Source organism: Bradyrhizobium sp. Bra78 (assembly GCF_024519855.1).
In the GTDB taxonomy this organism is placed as follows: domain Bacteria; phylum Pseudomonadota; class Alphaproteobacteria; order Rhizobiales; family Xanthobacteraceae; genus Bradyrhizobium; species Bradyrhizobium japonicum_G.
On record NZ_JALJRE010000013.1, the window covers coordinates 181623 to 198395 of the forward strand.

At 64.4% G+C, this 16773-nt stretch carries 16 protein-coding genes; 3 read left to right on the top strand and 13 right to left on the bottom strand.

The window, feature by feature from the left end; genetic code table 11:
* Positions 1–5: 5 nt before the first annotated feature.
* From OC450_RS26855 to OC450_RS26865, 3 genes are all read right to left on the bottom strand, one after another.
* Complete coding sequence (locus OC450_RS26855) at positions 6–1973, bottom strand: AI-2E family transporter (RefSeq protein ID WP_211386685.1); 1968 nt, start codon at positions 1971–1973, stop codon at positions 6–8.
* A gap of 126 nt (positions 1974–2099) precedes the next feature.
* Positions 2100–2867 (bottom strand): SDR family NAD(P)-dependent oxidoreductase, encoded by a 768-nt coding sequence (locus OC450_RS26860; protein WP_256808400.1) that lies wholly within the window; start codon positions 2865–2867, stop codon positions 2100–2102.
* An 85-nt stretch (positions 2868–2952) separates the two neighbouring features.
* A complete protein-coding gene (locus OC450_RS26865; RefSeq protein WP_211386687.1) occupies positions 2953–3651 on the bottom strand; it encodes a histidine phosphatase family protein in 699 nt (232 codons plus the stop codon).
* Between the two features lie 132 nt (positions 3652–3783).
* Between OC450_RS26865 and OC450_RS26870 the strand changes: the two genes are divergently transcribed.
* Both OC450_RS26870 and argE read left to right on the top strand, forming a co-directional pair.
* Complete coding sequence (locus OC450_RS26870) at positions 3784–4569, top strand: SDR family NAD(P)-dependent oxidoreductase (RefSeq protein ID WP_256808401.1); 786 nt, start codon at positions 3784–3786, stop codon at positions 4567–4569.
* Between the two features lie 917 nt (positions 4570–5486).
* Positions 5487–6659, top strand: a complete 1173-nt coding sequence (gene argE, locus OC450_RS26875) for an acetylornithine deacetylase (RefSeq protein WP_262048965.1) — start codon at positions 5487–5489, stop codon at positions 6657–6659.
* Between the two features lie 228 nt (positions 6660–6887).
* Here the strand turns inward: argE and OC450_RS26880 are convergent, their stop codons facing one another.
* Positions 6888–7946, bottom strand: coding sequence for a phosphotransferase family protein (locus OC450_RS26880; protein ID WP_262048966.1), 1059 nt, complete (start codon positions 7944–7946; stop codon positions 6888–6890).
* 148 nt (positions 7947–8094) lie between these two features.
* Positions 8095–9330 (bottom strand): acyl-CoA dehydrogenase family protein, encoded by a 1236-nt coding sequence (locus OC450_RS26885; RefSeq protein WP_256808861.1) that lies wholly within the window; start codon positions 9328–9330, stop codon positions 8095–8097.
* Between the two features lie 214 nt (positions 9331–9544).
* Here OC450_RS26885 and OC450_RS26890 point away from each other — a divergent pair, with 214 nt between their 5' ends.
* A complete protein-coding gene (locus OC450_RS26890) occupies positions 9545–10216 on the top strand; it encodes a TetR/AcrR family transcriptional regulator (protein WP_211386693.1) in 672 nt (223 codons plus the stop codon).
* 4 nt (positions 10217–10220) lie between these two features.
* On the opposite strand, the gene OC450_RS26895 is transcribed toward OC450_RS26890, so the two are convergent.
* The 8 genes from OC450_RS26895 to OC450_RS26930 form a co-directional block, all read right to left on the bottom strand.
* Positions 10221–10613: a RidA family protein gene (locus OC450_RS26895; RefSeq protein WP_211386694.1), complete on the bottom strand. Its 393-nt coding sequence runs from the start codon at positions 10611–10613 to the stop codon at positions 10221–10223.
* Between the two features lie 97 nt (positions 10614–10710).
* Entirely contained in the window at positions 10711–10926 is a 216-nt protein-coding gene (locus OC450_RS26900) for a hypothetical protein (protein ID WP_211386695.1), read from the bottom strand.
* 146 nt (positions 10927–11072) lie between these two features.
* Positions 11073–11948: a 3-keto-5-aminohexanoate cleavage protein gene (locus OC450_RS26905; RefSeq protein WP_256808858.1), complete on the bottom strand. Its 876-nt coding sequence runs from the start codon at positions 11946–11948 to the stop codon at positions 11073–11075.
* A gap of 4 nt (positions 11949–11952) precedes the next feature.
* Positions 11953–13182, bottom strand: coding sequence for a CaiB/BaiF CoA transferase family protein (locus OC450_RS26910; RefSeq protein WP_256808856.1), 1230 nt, complete (start codon positions 13180–13182; stop codon positions 11953–11955).
* 169 nt (positions 13183–13351) lie between these two features.
* Complete coding sequence (locus OC450_RS26915; protein ID WP_256808855.1) at positions 13352–14557, bottom strand: MFS transporter; 1206 nt, start codon at positions 14555–14557, stop codon at positions 13352–13354.
* A gap of 155 nt (positions 14558–14712) precedes the next feature.
* Entirely contained in the window at positions 14713–14916 is a 204-nt protein-coding gene (locus tag OC450_RS26920) for a hypothetical protein (protein ID WP_211386699.1), read from the bottom strand.
* A 25-nt stretch (positions 14917–14941) separates the two neighbouring features.
* On the bottom strand, positions 14942–16276 hold the full coding sequence (locus tag OC450_RS26925) for a PQQ-dependent sugar dehydrogenase (protein WP_262048967.1): 1335 nt from the start codon (positions 16274–16276) through the stop codon (positions 14942–14944).
* Complete coding sequence (locus OC450_RS26930; RefSeq protein WP_262048968.1) at positions 16273–16725, bottom strand: DUF2231 domain-containing protein; 453 nt, start codon at positions 16723–16725, stop codon at positions 16273–16275. Before OC450_RS26930 ends, OC450_RS26925 begins: the two co-directional genes overlap by 4 nt.
* Positions 16726–16773: the final 48 nt, after the last annotated feature.

The window sequence follows — 16773 nt, forward strand, 5'->3', positions numbered from 1 at the left end:
CCTTTTCAGGCACGCGCCAACACGGCAGGCTCCGCAACAGACGGCGCGGAGCCAACCTGGCCTTGTGCCATGGAGACGACGATTTGCGCCGCCTCGCGCAGCGAGGTGGCAAACAGATCGGCCTTCGCCGTCTCACGCAGCTCGTCGATGTTTGCGACGTCCTCCGCCCAGCATCCAACCATGATGGACGCATGCGGCAGCTTGCGGCGAAGCCGGCGCACCGCGTAGCGCAGATGCGCCGGGCTCGTGATGCCGACATAGCCCAGACAGACCAAGGCCACGCCTGACGTCTCGAGACGGAAGATGCTGGCGGTGGACAAGGCCTCCGGTCCTTCGACACGGCTGCCGACGCCATGCGCGCGGCACAGCTGCGCGAGCATGATCGCACCGGCCTCGTCGAGCATGGTACGGCCGCCAATGCAGAGCACGGCATTTTCGCCGCGAAATGGCTCCGCAAGTTTGGCTGCATCGAGCACGGGGATGTCCGGTCGGTCACTGGCCGGGGCGACGGTTTCGACGGCATCGGCTGCTTCGGCATCCTCGGTGCGCTCACTCCCGACGGGACGGCCGTCATCCAGGTCGGAGAGATCGTCGACAAATTCAACCACGGTATCGCGGATGCGTGCGAGCCGGATCTGGTCCAGGGCAGCGCGGTCGAGGTCCGATTGGGCCAGTTGCATACCCTTGAGCGCGACTTCATCGTAATAGGCCGCGAGCGACCGCTCCTTGAGAAATTGCTCGGCCTTTTCGGCCGCTTCGGTCGGGTCCCCGGCCAGCATGCGCTGATAAAAGATCTCCGGAGGCGACAGCGCCGGGCGATCGCCGAACATGACGTCCAGAAAGGACAGCCTTTCGACGTGGCGGCCCAGCACGACCAGACAGACGGTGAGCGGCGTGGCGAGGACCAGCCCGATCGGTCCCCACAGCGCCGTCCAGAACGTTGCCGAGACGACGACAGCCACGGGCGAAAGCCCCGTGGTGTGACCGTACAACAGAGGTTCGACGACCTGCCCGACCAGCGGTTCGATGACGAAGAAAAGCGCCGCCGTCCAGGCCAACATCCACCAGCCCGGATCGACCGCCACCGCGAGCGCAAGTGGAAACGCCGCAGCTATGATCGAGCCGATATAAGGCACAAAGCGAAGCACGGCCGCGAGAATGCCCCACAGCGCTGCGCTGGGAATCCCGATCAGCCACAGGCCGGTTCCAATCAACACGCCGAAACCCGTATTAAGCATGAGCTGATTGAGGAAAAGCCGGCTCAAGCGAGCCGCTGCGTCGTCGAGTGCCGCGGTCGTCCGTTGCAGATCGTGTGAGCCGGCTAGCCTGATCAGGCGGTTTCGAAGATCTTCGCGCTGAATCAGGATGAAGATCACGAAGATGACGATGATGCCTGTCGTCGCCAGCGGCGACACCAGGGGCGCGATCAGCGAGCGCAGGCTCTCCAGCGCGCCGGGATCAGGCTGCAGCACCTCCACTGGGACGGGCTTGACGCCGGGGTGAGCCGGCGTGCCGGAGGTCAGCGGGTTGGCCGGCGCGACCGACTTGGGCTTGTCCAGCTCCTTGCCCAGGTCCTGAAGCATCTCGGCGGCACGCTCGAGCGTGGAACTGCCCCCTGCGACGCCGCGCACCGACTGGATCTTGGACAGAATCGTGACTTGGTACTTCGGCAGATCGCCAGCCAAGCCGTTCAGCTGCGTGGCGATCACGCTTCCCAAGGCGAAAATGATGGCGAAGGCAAACAGCACGACACCGACGACAGCCAGCGCACGCGGGGCATGGAGACGCTGCACCAACCTGACGGGTGCTGCAAGAACGAAGCTCAGCAGAATGGCGAGCGCGACAGGAACGAAGATTTCCCGCCCGAGATAGAGCCCCGCGACGATAATGACGCTCAGGATCGCCGCGCCCACCGTGACAACCATTGCGGAGACGTCGTCGGCGGATTGCGGCTTGATCACCGTGGGGATCATCTGTCTCGCTTTTCGCCCTCGCCCACCCTACCGGTTGACGATGAATGCGAGGGCTAACGAGCCGGAAAGTGGTTGGTTCCTCGCCGGATCGGCTCGGCCAACCGTCTTCCCTCCTGCGCGAGGCCCTCAGCTGATCGTCGCGCCGCCGTCGATCACCATGGTCTGGCCGGTCATGAAGTCCCCGGCCGCGGATCCCAGGAACACGGCGGCACCGGCGATCTCGTCGGGAATGCCGATGCGCAACAGCGGTGAGCGCGCGGTCGACGCCTTCAAATTCTCCGGATTGTCCCACAGCGCTTTCGCAAAATCGGTCTTGATCAGGCCGGGCGCGATGCAGTTCACGCGGATGTTGTGCTTGCCGTATTCGCAGGCGAGGTTGCGCGCGAGCTGCATGTCGGCGGCCTTCGAGATCGCGTAGGCGCCGAGGATGGTCGAGCCCTTGAGACCGCCGATCGAGGACACGATGATGACCGAGCCGTCCTTGCGCTCGATCATCTGCGGCACCACCATCGAGATCAGCCAGTTGTTGGCGACGATGTTGTTGTCGAGGATCTTCCTGAATTGATCGTCGGAGATGCCCGCGAGCGGACCGTAATACGGGTTCGAGGCGGCGTTGCAGACCAGCACGTCGATCTTGCCGAAGGCGCGGTTGCTTTCGTCGACCAAATTTTGCAGATTTTCCTTGGACGAGATGTTGGCGGCGACCGCGACCGCCGTGCCCTTGCCGAACTTGCCGTTGATGCCCCTGGCGACTTCCTCGCAGACGTCGGCCTTGCGCGAGGAGATCACGACCTTGGCGCCGTGCTCGGCCATGCGCTCGGCGATCGCAAGCCCGATGCCGCGCGTCGATCCGGTGATGACGGCGACTTTCCCCTTCATGTCGAACAAGGTCATGTTTCTCTCCCAGAGTGCGTTATGATTGGTTCGAAGCTTACGCCGCGTCCGCGCGAGCGGATAATGACTTAGGCAAGTTTTGGCCTCAGGCGAGCTTCTTGACTTCCGGACCCGCCAGCTGATGCATTGCCGCGTGCGCATCGTCCGCGATCCACGGCTGCTGGTTCACCATCGGCAGCCGCCAGACCGTGCGCTCGGGGCTTGCGAAATGATCGAGCCGCGTGATCGAGCAATTGTCGATGTCGAACGACAGCGCCTTCTCCAGCTGCCCCTCGAGCGCGAGCCCGAGCGCCGCCTTGATGGTGCCGCCATGGGCGACCGCGATCACGTCCTGGCCGGCTGCCTCGGCATTGATCCGCTCGATGGTGCGGCGCGTGCGGTTGTAGAGGTCCATGAAGCTTTCCCCGCCGGGCGCGGGCTCGTTGATGTCGGCGAACCAGCTCGAGCCGACGGGGCGGCTTGCGATGAACTGGGCGCGGTTCATGCCCTGCCAGCGCCCGAGGTTCTGCTCGGCAAGGTCTGCTTCCCACTTCATCGACGCAGGCCGGGGAAAGCCGGCCGCCCAGATCGCTTCGGCGGTCTGATGCGTACGCATCAGATTGCTCGAATACCAGACTGCCTTGCGTGGCAGCACCTTGGCAACAGCATTGAACACGTAGGTGTCGCTGGTGTCGCAGGCGAGATCGCTCTGGCCGTAGATGTTGCCGCCGTCATTGCGCACCGGCGCGTGACGGACCCACCACCAGCGTGTCGTGACCACATTGGGCTTGTCTGCGCCTGCCATCGAACCCCTTCCATCCCGTGTGATGTCGCTGTACGTCAGGTGTGAACGTGTCTCAAGACACTTTACTGTTTCAAATTCTGTTTGAAATTCCGTCGCACGGCAAGCGTCGCGCGCGCACAAAGGGAGAAACGCATGGGCCGTCTGCAAGGCAAATCCGTCATCATCACCGGCGCCGGCAGCGGCATCGGCCGCGCCGCCGCGCTGCTGTTCACCAGGGAAGGCGCCAAGCTGATCGCGGTCGACCGCACCGAGGCGGTGAAGGAGACCGTCGACGAGGTGAAGAAGGCCGGCGGCGTCGCGGAAGCCATGATGGCGGACGCGGGCTCCGAACAGGACGTCATCGCCGTGATCGACAGGGCGGTGAAGGCGCATGGCCGTCTCGACGTGATCTGGGCCAATGCCGGCGTCAGCGGCGGTCTCGTCCCGCTCGGCGAGCAGACCGTGGAGCAGTGGCAGGAGGTTTTGCGGATCAATCTGATCGGACCGTTCCTCGCGGTGAAGCATGCCATGCCGCACATGGTGAAGCAGCAGTCCGGCGCGATCGTGCTCACCGCGTCCGTCGCCGGTCTCAAGGCCGGCGCCAGCGGTCATCCCTATGCCGCGAGCAAGGCCGGCGTCATCAGCCTGGTGCAGACCACGGCGTATTCGCTCACCGGCACCGGCGTGCGCATCAACGCGGTCTGCCCGGGCCTGATCGAGACCGGCATGACCAAGCCGATCTTCGACCGCGCCAAGGAGCGCGGCACCTCCGACAAGATCGGCCAGCTCAATCCGCTCAAGCGCCCCGGCCAACCGCACGAACTCGCCGCGATGGGATTGTTCCTGGCCAGCGACGAAGCCTCGTATGTGAACGGCCAGGCGTTCCCGGTGGACGGCGGCCTGACGGCGTCGATGCCGTATACGGGCAAGCCGGTTTAGCACACAGTGTCGTCACGGCCTTCGCCGGGACGACGGCGGAGAGATAGCGAGCCGGCTGCATCAACCTCGTCATTGCGAGCAATGACGGAGTGCGGGGCGACGCCGTCGCTTTTCTCATTTCGTATTTTCAATTGCAGACACGCCTTCGCATCCTCGCGGCCTGTTCGCCCGAGCTTTGCTTCGTCGCCTTCCCCCCAAATGAAAGAGGGCGCAGGGAAGACCGGGTGCCGGCTGGCACCCGCGGTCCACTGTGCGAAGTTGCAGTGAGAAATCTGCACAGCGGCATACAGGTGTAGCCAGGACATCCGGCCTTCCCTGCGCAGTGGCTTTACGGCTTATGTCGCGCTCTCCCCGGGGAGCGATGCACTATTGCCCCCGTCGCCTTGCGGATGGCTGATGCGCGCGCCCGGTTGGACGGCACACATCACCACAAGACTTGACGCACAGACCCCGGGCGCCAGGACCACACGATTTTGCCGTACGCGGATCACACCGGTCGTGTGCGCGAGGCCTTCACTCACGGTTGCCCGCCCTGCGAAGCCGTTCGCGCCGATGTGGCCTGCGTCCACCGCCGTCCGGCCCGCGTTCGTGACGATCGCGATACGCCCCTCTTCCTTGGGCCGGAGTGAGACGACAGATACGTCGTTTCCGAATTTCGGTAAAGTGGAATATTTTCGCCGACCGGCATGGACCCATGGATGGCGTGTTTTGCCCGTCGGGCAACGCAAGGGATTGTGATGCGTAGGGTGGGTTAGCGCAGCGTAACCCACCTCTTGTGCGTCCGCGGAAAGAGAAATGGTGGGTTACGCTGCGCTAACCCACCCTACGATCCTCTGTGTTGATTTGCGCAATCAGCCACCGCGTTGGTATGGTTCCTGCAAGCACCTCAGCCTCACTCCCCCTGACAGAACGAGACAATGCCAAGCTCAAGACCCGACCGGATTCGCAAGCTCCTCGCCGACCTCGTCGGCTTCGACACCGTCAGTGACCGCACCAACCTGCCGCTGATTGCCCATATCGAAAGCTACCTCGCCGCGTTCGGCATCAAGGGCGAGCGCATCGTCGATGTAACAGGGCAAAAGGCCTCGCTGTGGGTCACGATCGGCCCCGAGGACCGCCCGGGCCTAGTGCTGTCGGGCCATACCGACGTCGTGCCTGTGGTGGGGCAGGACTGGAGCCACGATCCGTTCAAGCTGGTCGAGCGCGACGGCAAGCTCTACGGCCGCGGCACCACCGATATGAAGGGCTTCGTCGCGGTGTGCCTTGCCATGGTGCCGGAGATGGTGGAGGCCAAGCTCGCAACGCCGATCCATCTCGCCATCTCCTACGACGAGGAGATCGGCTGCGTCGGCGTCCGGCCGATGCTCGGCGAGGTCGCCAAGAAGAAGGTCCGGCCGCTCGGCGCCTTCATCGGCGAGCCGACCGAGATGAAGGTCATCATCGGCCACAAGGGCAAGCACGGCGTGCGCGCGACCTTTCACGGGCTCGCCCGCCATTCCTCGATTGCGCCCGAGGGCGTCAACGCGATCGAATATGCGGCCGAGCTGATCGTCGAGATCCGCCGCCGCGCCGTGGCGCTCGCAGCCGTACGCGCAACCGACAGCCTCTACGACGTTCCGCACTCGACGCTGCTCACCAGCATCGTGCATGGCGGCGCAGCGCTGAACATCGTGCCCGATACCTGCACGGTGGATTTTGAATGCCGCGGTATCGGCATCACCGAGTCGCGCGAGGTGACGGATGCGATCGTCGCCTGGGCCAAGGCTGAGATCGAGCCCGCGATGAAGGTGCGACACCCGGAGTGCGGCATCGATTTCGAGGAGATCCTCGACTACCCCGCGCTCGACACCGCGGCGGATGCGACAATCGTCACGCTCGCCAAGAGCCTTGCGGGCCGCAACGATCACGCCAAGGTCGCCTTCGGCACCGAAGCCAGCCTGTTCGCCAGCATGGCCGATATCCCCTCGGTGGTGATCGGCCCGGGATCGATCGCGCAGGCGCATACGCCGGATGAGTTCGTGGAGATGGCAGAGCTGGAGAAGTGCGCAGGCTTCGTGGAGAAGCTGATCGCGCATTGCGCGAAGGGGTAGCGCGCCTCCTCGTCATTGCGAGGAGCTCTTGCGACGAAACAATCCAGACCGTCACCGCGGAGATACTCTGGATTGCTTCGCTTCGCTCGCAATGACGGAGTGTCGAGAGACACCGTAGCCCGCATGAGTGAAGCGACATGCGGGACCCTTGCCCCGGATATCACTGCGCTCGTCCGGGCTACGAACGCAAAGCAAAAGGCGCGGCCATCGACCGCGCCTTTGCATTCCCTAAACCGCCCCCGCCTTCTGCGCGTATTCCCATGACGCCTGCGACAGCGGCACGGTGCGCTTGGCGGATTCGAGCGCCTTGGCATTCGCTGCGGTGCCGTCCCGGACGCGGCCGGCTATTCCCTGCGTGATGCCGGCGAGGCGGAACAAATTGTAAGCAAAATACCAGTTGAGATCGGGCACCGTCATCTTGGTGACGTTGCAATAGATCTGCGCGGCCTCTTCCACGCTCGGGATGTTGAGCGCCTTGAGGTCGGCGCCCTGCAGGCCCGGCATGATCCACTGCATCAGCAGATAGGTGAAGTCGGCCATGGGATCGCCGAGCGTCGACAGCTCCCAGTCCAGCACGGCCTGCACGCGCGGTTCCGTCGCGTGGAAAATCATGTTGTCGAGGCGGTAGTCGCCGTGGACGATCGAGACGCGCGCCTGCTCCGGCACCGTCTTCGGCAGCCATTCGGCGACCTTCTCGAATTCTGGAATGTGCTGGGTCTCAGACGCGCGATACTGCTTGGTCCAGCGGTCGATCTGCCGCGCAAAGTAATTGCCGGGCTTGCCGAACTCGCCAAGGCCGATCGCGACGGGATCGTACATGTGGAGTTTTGCGAGTGTCTCGATCTTGCTGGTGAATATCTTGCGGCGATCCTCCGGCGTCTGGCTCGGCAGCGTCGGATCCCAGAACACCCGGCCATCCTCCATCGACATGATGTAGAAGGCCGAACCGATAACGCCGTCGTCCTGGCACAGCGCATAGGCGCGCGCGACCGGAAAACCCTGCTTTCCGAGGGCGGCGATGACGCGATATTCGCGATCGACCGCATGCGCCGACGGCAGCAGCTTGCCGAACGGCTTTCTGCGCATCACGTAGGAGCGGTTCGGCGTGTCGAGCCGGTAGGTCGGATTGGACTGGCCGCCCTTGAACTGCAGGACCACCAGCGGGCCTTCATAGCCTTCGACGTTGTCGCGCATCCAGGCTTCGAGCCGCATCTCGTCGATACGATGACGCTCCTCGACCGGCTTGGTGCCCGAGAATTCCTCGTCTTTCCTGACGCCGTCAGCCACGGTGACGCTCCCTCTTCAGTCCTGACCATTTCAGGTCGGGCATGATCCTAATCGGTAACCGCTGACGCACTTGCGTCAAGCGGTCATTCCGAATGCGGATCATGCCCTGTCGTTTCTTCAAGACGGGAGCGCGCTTTCGCCCTCCCCCTTAGCGATTGGGAGAGTTGGCATACTTCCGAACCTCGAGCCTGGCAATGGCGCGATTGTGCACCTCATCCGGACCGTCGGCGAGCCGCAGCGTGCGGATGCCCGCATAGTCCTTGGCCAGACCCGCCTCGTCGGAAACGCCAGCGCCGCCGAAAGCCTGGATCGCCTCGTCGATGATCTTCAGAGCCATGTTGGGCGCTGCGACCTTGATCATGGCGATCTCGGCCTGCGCGGTCTTGTTGCCGACCTTGTCCATCATGTCGGCGGCCTTGAGGCACAGCAGCCGCGTCATCTCGATATTGGTGCGGGCCTCGCCGATGCGCTGCTCCCACACCGAATGCTCGACGATCTTTTTGCCGAAGGCGGTGCGCGACATCAGCCGCTTCACCATCTTCTCCAGCGCCTCCTCGGCCTTGCCGATGGTGCGCATGCAGTGATGGATGCGGCCCGGACCAAGGCGGCCCTGCGCAATCTCGAAGCCGCGGCCCTCACCGAGCAGGATGTTCTCCTTCGGCACCCGCACGTTCTCGAGCAGCACCTGGGCGTGGCCGTGCGGCGCGTCGTCGAAGCCGAACACGGGGAGCATCTTCTCGACCTTGATGCCGGGGGTGTCGAGCGGAACCAGTATCTGCGACTGCTGCTGATGCTTGGCCGCCTTGAAATCGGTCTTGCCCATCAGGATCGCGATCTTGCAGCGGGGATCGCCGACGCCGGACGACCACCATTTGCGGCCGTTGATGACGTAGTGATCGCCGTCCTTCTCGATGCGGGTCTCGATGTTGGTGGCATCGGACGAGGCCACCGCCGGTTCCGTCATCAGGAAGGCGGAGCGGATCTCGCCGTCCATCAGCGGCCGCAGCCATTTGCGCTTCTGCTCCTTGGAGCCGTAGCGCATGAACACTTCCATGTTGCCGGTGTCGGGCGCGGAACAATTGAAGACTTCCGAGGCCCAGGAGATGTGGCCCATCTGCTCCGACAGCAGCGCGTATTCGAGATTGGACAATCCCGCACCGCGGAATTCATCATCCTCATGCTCGTTCGGCGGCATGAACATGTTCCAGAGACCTTCGGCCTTGGCCTTCTTCTTCAGGTCTTCCAGCACCGGGATCACCTTCCAGCGCTCGCCGGCCTTGTCCTGCTCGTTGTAGATCGGCACCGCCGGACGCACGTGCTTGGTCATGAACGACTGCACGCGGTCGAGCCATTCCTTCTGCTTGGGCGACAGATCGAAATCCATGGGACGCTCCTCGGTCTCTCTTTGAAAGCCTGCTTTGCGCCGGACTGTCCTCCCGCCCCGCGCGCCCCGCAAGCGTGAATGCGCAAGCTGGCGAGCTTCCGGGAACCGACCGCGTGTTGCGAACGAGTCCCGATTGCGGATTGACTTTTCCCGGCCTTCAAACGATAGTTTCATACAAGTGTTTGAAATGCAACTCCCTCCCTGAGGGGCACCCATGGCCAGCGATCATACCCGGACGTCCATTCTCGCCGCCGCCGAACGGCTCTACGCCGATCGCGGGTTCGGCGACGTGACGCTGCGCGACATCGTCGCGGAGGCCAATGTCAATCTGGCTGCGGTGAACTATCATTTCGGCTCGAAGGACGAGCTGATCGCGGAATTATTTGTCACACGCTCGATCGCCACCAATCGCGAGCGACTGCGCGAGTTGAAGGCGGCGGAAGAAGAAGGCGGCGGCCGTGCGCCGATCGAGGTGATCCTGCATGCGCTGGTCGGCCCGACGCTGCGCGGCTGCCTCGGCCCCGAGAACCAGCGCTCGACCGCGGCGCGCTTCATGATCCGCGCCTCGATCGAATCCGTGCCGCCGATCCGCCGGATCAAGAACCGCGAGATCGACCATTTGCGCAAGTTCGCCGGCGCGATGCGCCGGGCCCTGCCCGACCGCAGCGACGTCGATATCTACTGGGGCCTGAATTTCGCGCTCGCCATGGCGCACCACACCATCCGCGAGAGCGAACGGCTGACGAAACTGTCGGAAGGCAAATGCGATCTCGACGACGTCGAGGACGTGGTCGCCCGCGTGGTCAGCGTGGCGACGATGGCGCTGACGGCGCCACGGACGGAGGCTAAGGCGCCGGCGCGCGCGCTCGCGAGAGACGCGCGCTAGCCCCTCACATCATCGCGATGCAGTCGATCTCGACATCGAAGGGGCCGAACCATTCCGGCGTGCAGACGAATATCCTCGCCGGCGGATCTAGCGGGAAATAGCGCGCATAGACCGTGTTGAACGCGGCGAAGTGTTTCGTCGAGGTGCAGTAGACGTTGCACTTCATGACGTTGTCCAGCGAAGCACCGGCCGCCCGAAGGCACAGCTTCAACTGCTCCATGACGATCTCGCTCTGCCGCTCGATCGGCATCTCCTTGAGCTCGCCCGTCTCCGGGTCGAACGGCGGCAGCCCGGCGACGAAGATCATGCTGCCGGCGCGCGTGACCGGCGAGGTCGGCGCCTTCCAGCGGTCGAGAAACGTCGAGATCGGTTCGACGCGGAGCGCTTCGCGTTTCATGGCGGCCACCTTCGGTTCGAGCGGGACTGACGGCTGACTACATCATCCTGCAGCCGTCATGTTTCGCTTCTGATCGAAGTGTAGTCGTGGAAGCGCTTTACGCTCCCTGCGGCATCTCCTCGGCCTCTTCCTTGGCGAGCAGCAGCAGCATCTCGATGCCCATCTCGCCTTCCTGCGGCGAGCGGATGAACTTTATTTCGTCCGCGCTTTGCCGCAGCGCGGCAATGATGGCCACGGCCTGATTGGCCGTTGCCGCCTCGGTCGCCAGAATGGCCTTCTGGTTCTTGGCTTGAAACCCGATCGTGTACGACATGCACGTCCCTCCCGAAGTCAGTGAAGAGATCGAATCTGAGTCGCGCGCGAAGCGAAAGCCTGTGTGTTTACGGACCGGGTTTATCTGGGGATTGCGCGCAAGCCTCGCGCAAGGCCGCGCGAGCGTCACACTGCTGCCATCAACGCTTATGCCAGCCCGAGCATCGCGCGCGCGTCGGCAGCGGTCGCAACGCTCGCACCCAGGCTCTTCAGGATGCCTGCCGCATGGGCGACCAGCTCGGCATTGGTCTGCGCCAGCACACCCTTCGACATATAGAGATTGTCCTCCATGCCGACGCGGACATGGCCGCCGAGCAGATACGCCTGCGCCACCATCGGGAATTCGGCGCGGCCGATGCCGAAGCCGGACCAGATCGCGCCCGGCGGCAGCAGGCTGCGGGCGTAGAACATCGTCTCGGGCGTCGCGGAGAAGCCGTACTTCACCCCCAGGACCAGCGAGAACAGCCCCGGGCCCTTCAGCGTGCCGTCGGCGAACAGGTCGCGCGCCAGGTGGCAGTCGCCGGAATCGAACAGCTCGATCTCCGGCAGCACGCCGGCCGCCGTCATCCGGCCGGCCATGATGCGGACGTTGCGCGGAGTGTTGATCACGACCTCGCCGCCGGAATTCATGGTGTTGAGATCGAGCGTGCAGATGTCGGGCTTGAGCAGCTCGATATGCTCCACGCGCTTTTCGGGTTGCAGCAGCGTGGTGCCTGCAGCGGCGATGCGGGGGTCTTCGACCGAAGGCACGAAGCGACCGCCGGGGCCGGTGGTGAGATTGATGACGAGGCTGGTGTTGCGGGCGCGGATCTTCGCCATCACCTCGCGGTAGAGATCGATCTCCATCGAAGGCCGCCCCGTGGCGGGATCGCGCACGTGGATGTGGACAATGGCAGCGCCTGCTTCGCCGGCTTCCAGCGCCGAGGTCGCGATCTGCTCGGGCGTGATGGGCAGATATGGCGACTGCTCGGGCTTGGTCAGATTGCCCGTGATCGCGCAGGTGATGATGGTTTTGCCGGTCATGCGATCAGATGATCCCCTGCTTCTTCAGATCCTCGATCTTCCCCGCATCATAGCCGAGCTTGTCGCCGAGCACTTCCTGCGTATGCTCGCCGAGCAGCGGCGGGGCGCGGTAATTCTTGATCGGGGTCTCCGAGAGGGTCAGCGCGTTGCGGATCAGCGAAAGATCGGGCTCGAAGGGATGGTTGACCTTCACCCGCATGCCGCGCGACTGGACGTGCGGATCGGAAAACACCTGCTCGAAATTGTTGATCGGACCAGAGGGCACGCCGGCCTCCTCCAGCTTGTCCAGCCAATAGGATACCTTCTGCTTCAGGAACAGGCCGGCGAAGATCGCCATGATCTCCCTGCCGTGGACGACGCGGTCGTTGTTCTTGACGAAGCGCTTGTCGCTGGCGAGCTCGGGCTCGCCGAGCACGGCGCAGGTGCGCTGGAACTGGCCGTCATTGCCCACCACCAGCATCAGCTCGCCGTCGGTGCAGCGGAACACGCCGGCCGGCATGCCGCCATTGCCCCAGGTGCCGCGGCGCGGTGGGGTCTTGCCGTTGACGAGGTAGATCTGCAGCCAGTGCGACAATGACGCGATGACCGTGTCGAACAGGCAGACGTCGATGTGCTGTCCGACACCCCCATTGACGTCGCGATGGTAGAGCGCCGAGAGAATTCCGATCGAGGTGTTCATGCCGGTCATGTAGTCGACGATCGACGGTCCGACCTTCATCGGGCCCTCGCCGGGCTCGCCGTCGATATGGCCGGTGACGCTCATCAGGCCGCCCATGGCCTGCAGGATGGCGTCATAGCCGGCGCGCGGCGCGTAGGGGCCGGTCTGGCCGAAGCCGGTCACCGAGCAGTAGATGATGCCGGGATTGATCGCCTTGATCGTCTCGTAGTCGAGGCCGTAGCGCTTGAGATCGCCGACCTTGTAGTTCTCCATGAAGACGTCGACGTCCTTGGCGAGCTCGCGGATGATCGCCTGCCCCTCGGGCTTGGCGATGTTGACGGTGACGGACTTCTTGTTGCGGTTGGCGCAAAGGTAGAACGAATTGTTGTTGTTCGCCTTGCCCTCGGGGTCGGTGAGGTAAGGCGGCCCGAAGGCGCGCGCGTCGTCGCCGGTGCCCGGCCGCTCGATCTTGATCACCTCCGCACCTAAGTCGCCCAGCATCTGGGCCGACAGCGGCCCGGCAAGCACGCGGGTGAGGTCAAGGATCTTGATGCCTGAAAGCGGCAGGGCCGACATGTCGATTTCCTCCGGGAACGGGATATTGGCGCGGCGGCCTTCAGCCGTGGCTGCGCTCCCTGCGGATACACTATTTTGGTGCCCTGAGCACTGCACTCCGGGCATACGGCTATCCCCGCCCCGGCGGCCCGGATAGGCGGCGGAGTGAATTTCCGCAGCGCGAATATTCTCAGGTCGCGGCCGCAGCGGCGACTTGCGGGCGCCGGCGGCCGAGCAGGACCAGGATCAGCACCGTCGCGCAGGAGCAGACGAAGGTGAGCCCCAGCGCGCCGCGGCTCCCGAACTGGGTGAGCAGACCGACGAGCAGCGGCGGTGAGAGCGCGGATGCCAGATTGAGCGGCAGCGCGATCATCGACATCGCCTTGGCGAACTCGGCCTGGTCGTAGAACACGAGCGGGATCGTCGCCCGCGCCACCGCCATCGCGCCGCTGCCGGCGCCATAGAGCAGGACGAAGACCGCGACCGCCCAGGTCGCGCCTTCGTTCGTCATCAGGAGCATCATGGCCACCGGCAATGCCGTGCCCGCGACGAGCCCGGTCGTGATCCCGTCCCATCGTCCGCCGCCGAGGAGATCCAGCCCGCGGGCGCTGACCTGGATCACGCCCAGCATCGAGCCGAACGCAAGCGCCTGCGCCGGCGCCAGACCTTCCGCCCGGAGCAGCTCGATCATAATGGCGCCGATGCCGAAATTGACGAAAGCATTGAGGGTGATCGCGCAGACCACGAGGCCGAAGGTGCTCCTTGGGATCGCGGGCGGCGGCGACGCCTTGACCGGCGCACCACCATGATCCTTTGCAATTTTCCGGCGCGGCGCGAAGAACGTGTAGAGCGGAAGGCTGATGACGAGCAGCATCGCCGCATAGACCAGGCAGGTCCCGCGCCAGCCGAAATAACCGCTTAGAAAGGAGGTGGTCGGCCAGAAGATGCTGCTGGAGAGACCCGTCACCAGCATGAGCGCGCCGATGGCATTCTTGGCCTGCCGCCCGGCGACTTCGTTGAGCATGATATAGGCGCCGGTCGACAGCGTGGCGCTGCCGCCCATGCCGAGAATGACCCAGGCCACCAAATAGAGCATCGGCTCGCGCGCGAAATACAGGACGACGTAGCCCGGCACGGCAACAACCGTGCCCGCCATCATCACCTTGCGTGCACCGTGCCGCGCAAAGGCCCTGGCGAGCCAGGGCGCGCACAGCCCCATCGTGACGTAAAGCACCGAGCTGCCCGCGAACACCATCGGCAGGCTCATGCCGAGATCGGCCGCAAGGTCGCGGCCGACAACGGCCGGAAGGCCGATCGTGCCCCATCCGATCAGTTGGGTGATCGCCAGCACCAGCAGGACGCCGACGAGCCTGCCGTCAGATTTCAGAAACCGCATTCCAAACGTCGCCTGCCCGGAAGGCGCGGATCACGCCTGTCAGCATGTCTTAGCCTGAGACTCGGCCAGCGGGAATATAGGTTCCGAGTAGCATAGCAGCGCTGCCCGCAGAGCGGCCCTGCCGAACCAGCAGCAAGCAGGGTCGATATTCTCGCCTAGCTGCCGAGCGCGCTCTCGCCCGCCTCACGGCCGGGTACGCTGACATGGACCTCATGTCCCTCGCGAAGGGCCAGGGATGCCGCGGCGACCGCCGATTCGAACGCGGCTTCCTTGGTGGCGTATCTACTCTTGACGTCGCCGTCGTGCAGCACGCCCCATGCGTCCTGCACCGGCACGATGGCATATTGAGCAAGGCCCATTGTTCAACTCCTCCCGTTCTCAGGTCTATCGCTCCGTGAGCTGCGGATGCGCCGCCGTCACGCGCCACACGGTGTTGCCGCTGTCGTCGGCGACCAGCAGCGCGCCGGTCTTGTCGATGGCGACGCCGACGGGCCGCCCGCGCGCCTGGTTGTCATCGTTGAGGAAGCCGGTGACGACGTCCTGCGGCGGGCCGCTCGGCTTGCCGTCCGTGAACGGCACGAACACGACCTTGTAGCCGTTCAAGACCAGCCTGTTCCAACTGCCGTGCTCGCCGACGAAGGCACCGCCCCGATAGGCGGCCGGCAGGCTCGTGCCGGTGTTGAAAACCATCCCGAGCGGCGCGACATGCGAGCTCAGCGCATAGTCCGGCACGATTGCCTTGGCGACGAGGTCAGGCCGCTGCGGCATGACGCGGGGATCGACGTGCTGGCCGTAATAGCTGTAGGGCCAGCCGTAAAACCCGCCGTCCTTCACCGAGGTCATGTAATCGGGGACGAGATCGGGACCGAGCTCGTCGCGCTCGTTCACCACCGTCCAAAGCGCGCCGGTCCGCGGCTCGAAGCTGAGGCCGTTGGGATTGCGCAGGCCGCTCGCAAAAATGCGCCAGCGGCCGCTTGCACGGTCGACCTCGAGGATGGCGGCGCGATTGTGCTCGGCCTCCATGCCGTTCTCGGTGATGTTGCTGTTGGAGCCGACGCCGGCATAGAGCCTTGAACCGTCGGCGCTCGCGACCAGGCTCTTGGTCCAGTGATGGTCGATCGGCCCGCCCGGCAGCTGGGTCAGCACCGTGCCCGGCGCGGTGATTTTCACATCCCCCTCGGCGTACGGATATTTCACGATTGCATCGGTGTTGGCGACATAGAGGTCGTTGCCGACCAGCGCGACGCCGAAGGGCGAGTTGAGATGGTCGAGGAAGACGCTTTTCGTGTCCGGCACGCCGTCGCCGTTGCTGTCGCGCAGCAGCGTGATGCGGTTGCTCTCGCCGGTGTCGCCGCCCGACGTCGCCCAGGACTCGATGTAACCCATCACGATTTCCTTGGGCCGCTTGATCGGGGCGCCCTTCGGCGCCTTGGATTCCACGACCAGCACGTCACCGTTGGGAAGCACGTAGAGGAATCGCGGATGCTGCAAACCGGTCGCGAAGGCCTTGGCCTGCAAGCCCTGCGCGACGGCCGGCGTCTCGTCCTTCTTCCAGCCGACGATGCGGGCGATGTGCATCGGCGGCAGGAGGTATTGCTGGATGTCAGGGAGCGTCGGGTTGGCGCCGGTTTGCGCCTTGGGATCGCCGCTGCCGTCGTTGCATGCGGCCAGACACAGCAGCGAAGAGCACAACAATGCGCGAGCGATTGGAGATTTCATCGCGCAACTCCGACGCCGTGGCGATACACCATGGCCCAGCCGAGCCAGCCGGTGACCGGCACGATCAATACGGTGACCGCTGAAAGAATGAGCCCGGTCGGCCACACCGAGGTCCAGGCGTCGCGCGTGTGGATCAACGTATTGACGATCGCAAGGATCAGCGCCACCGCATTTCCGACCAGGTGGGGCCAGGCCGGCGCCTGCGCCCGCACCAGGCGGTTGCCGAGGAAATCGGTCAGGCCGGCGATGGCCGCCAGAATGCCGAAGATGACGCCGACGACCAGAAGCCAGGCTGAAAAATCCGCCCACATGATCTCGGCGCTGACGACATAGGAGATGTCGGTGAGCAGGGCCCCGACGAAGCACGAGATCGGTATCGGCACCAGCATCGGATGAATCGGATGACCCGCGATCTGCGCGGTGGTGCGCACGCGCACGTCTTCCTGCACGGTTGGCCTCGTGTGTCTTTCGCCCTGCCCGACGGCCAACTCGTGCTG